Source organism: Lentzea aerocolonigenes, assembly GCF_000955955.1.
GTDB classification, from domain to species: domain Bacteria; phylum Actinomycetota; class Actinomycetes; order Mycobacteriales; family Pseudonocardiaceae; genus Lentzea; species Lentzea aerocolonigenes_A.
In genome coordinates this window covers 1-356 of sequence record NZ_JYJG01000598.1, presented here as the reverse complement: position 1 = coordinate 356, position 356 = coordinate 1, and the positions used below count along the sequence as shown (strand labels likewise).

General features: G+C 68.5%; 1 protein-coding gene. It reads left to right on the top strand.

Annotation, left to right across the window (positions count from 1 at the left end; all coding sequences use genetic code 11):
• Positions 1–356 (top strand): ketoacyl-synthetase C-terminal extension domain-containing protein (locus UK23_RS47765; RefSeq protein WP_045318511.1); only part of this gene is annotated, 356 nt, incomplete at both ends.

Here is a 356-nt window from a genome sequence, read left to right as displayed (position 1 = left end):
CAGGCGCTGCTCGCGGTCTACGGGCAGGAACGCGCCGAGCCCCTCTACCTGGGCTCGATCAAGTCGAACATCGGCCACACCCAGTCGGCGGCGGGCGTCGCCGGCGTGATCAAGATGATCATGGCGCTGCGGCACGGCGTGCTCCCGCGGACGCTCCACGTCTCCGCGCCTTCCTCGCACATCGAGTGGGACGCGGGCGCTGTCGAGCTGCTCACCTCATCCCGCGATTGGCCGTCCAGCGACCGTCCACGCCGCGCCGGCGTGTCATCGTTCGGCATCAGCGGCACGAACGCGCACGTCATCCTCGAGGCTCCGGAATTGTCAGACCTGCCTGAGATGATTGGGATGGGGGGTGG